This window comes from Alkalihalobacillus sp. BA299 (genome assembly GCF_017745675.1).
In the GTDB taxonomy this organism is placed as follows: Bacteria; Bacillota; Bacilli; order Bacillales; family Bacillaceae_F; genus Alkalihalobacterium.
Window position 1 is genome coordinate 1 of sequence record NZ_JAFLJM010000052.1, and the last position, 1280, is coordinate 1280.

Consider the following 1280-nt stretch of genomic DNA (forward strand, 5'->3'; position numbering starts at 1 on the left):
TGAGCCAGGATCAAACTCTCCATAAAAGTGTTTGATTAAGCTCACTTCCACAGGATGTGGTGGCTTCGATGTTGCGAACAGGACGTTCGCGTTCTTAATCGAAGATCATTCATCACTGTGACGTTTTTAAAACATTGACGAGATATCATGTATCTCTTTATTTCGCTTGGCTTTTTGTTCAGTTTTCAAAGAACTTTTTAGTGTCTTAAAAGCGACTTCTCTATCTTAACAAGATACAAAATAGATGTCAACACTTTTTTAAAAAACATTGGTGGAGCCTAGCGGGATCGAACCGCTGACCTCCTGCGTGCAAGGCAGGCGCTCTCCCAGCTGAGCTAAGGCCCCTTAATTGAATGGTCGGGAAGACAGGATTTGAACCTGCGACCCCCTGGTCCCAAACCAGGTGCTCTACCAAGCTGAGCCACTTCCCGTAATAATGGTGCGCCCTGAGAGATTCGAACTCCCGACCTTTTGATTCGTAGTCAAACACTCTATCCAGCTGAGCTAAGGGCGCAAATGGTGCCGAGGGCCGGACTTGAACCGGCACGGTAGTCACCTACCGCAGGATTTTAAGTCCTGTGTGTCTGCCAATTCCACCACCCCGGCAAAGCAGACATTTATTTGGAGCGGAAGACGGGACTCGAACCCGCGACCCTCACCTTGGCAAGGTGATGTTCTACCACTGAACTACTTCCGCGTTTTGTTTGGTGCGGGTGAAGGGACTCGAACCCCCACGTCAAAGACACTAGATCCTAAGTCTAGCGCGTCTGCCAATTCCGCCACACCCGCATTATAAATGGTGAGCCATGAAGGACTCGAACCTTCGACCCTCTGATTAAAAGTCAGATGCTCTACCAACTGAGCTAATGGCTCAAACAAAACATATTATATTTCTGGTGCCGGCGAGAGGACTTGAACCCCCAACCTACTGATTACAAGTCAGTTGCTCTACCAATTGAGCTACACCGGCAAACTAGGTATTAGTACTTAGATATAGAAGGTTGGATTAATTGTAAAGCTTCTAAGAAAGACTCTCTAACTTCCTACTTCTAAGTTTTTAACGTCTAAAATGGTGGAGGATGACGGGCTCGAACCGCCGACCCCCTGCTTGTAAGGCAGGTGCTCTCCCAGCTGAGCTAATCCTCCATACATATGCCTAGCGACGTCCTACTCTCACAGGGGGAAGCCCCCAACTACCATCGGCGCTGAAGAGCTTAACTTCCGTGTTCGGCATGGGAACGGGTGTGGCCTCTTCGCTATCGCCACTAGACTCTACGGAT

The 1280-nt window shown here is 48.6% G+C and carries 9 tRNA genes and 1 rRNA gene; all 10 read right to left on the reverse strand.

Going from position 1 to position 1280, the window contains the following annotated elements:
• Window positions 1-269 precede the first annotated feature (269 nt).
• The 10 genes from J0N78_RS25400 to rrf all read right to left on the reverse strand — a co-directional run bounded on the left by J0N78_RS25400 (window position 270) and on the right by rrf (window position 1270).
• Window positions 270-345, reverse strand: a tRNA-Ala gene (locus tag J0N78_RS25400).
• Between the two features lie 9 nt (window positions 346-354).
• Window positions 355-431, reverse strand: a tRNA-Pro gene (locus J0N78_RS25405).
• A 6-nt stretch (window positions 432-437) separates the two neighbouring features.
• Window positions 438-514 (reverse strand) — tRNA-Arg (locus J0N78_RS25410).
• Window positions 515-517: 3 nt separating this feature from the next.
• Window positions 518-606, reverse strand: a tRNA-Leu gene (locus tag J0N78_RS25415).
• A gap of 16 nt (window positions 607-622) precedes the next feature.
• Window positions 623-697, reverse strand: a tRNA-Gly gene (locus tag J0N78_RS25420).
• Between the two features lie 8 nt (window positions 698-705).
• Window positions 706-789: transfer RNA gene (locus tag J0N78_RS25425), tRNA-Leu, on the reverse strand.
• Between the two features lie 8 nt (window positions 790-797).
• Window positions 798-873: transfer RNA gene (locus tag J0N78_RS25430), tRNA-Lys, on the reverse strand.
• A gap of 21 nt (window positions 874-894) precedes the next feature.
• Window positions 895-970: transfer RNA gene (locus tag J0N78_RS25435), tRNA-Thr, on the reverse strand.
• Window positions 971-1070: 100 nt separating this feature from the next.
• Window positions 1071-1146 (reverse strand) — tRNA-Val (locus J0N78_RS25440).
• 8 nt (window positions 1147-1154) lie between these two features.
• A 5S ribosomal RNA gene (gene rrf / locus J0N78_RS25445) occupies window positions 1155-1270 on the reverse strand.
• Window positions 1271-1280 lie beyond the last annotated feature (10 nt).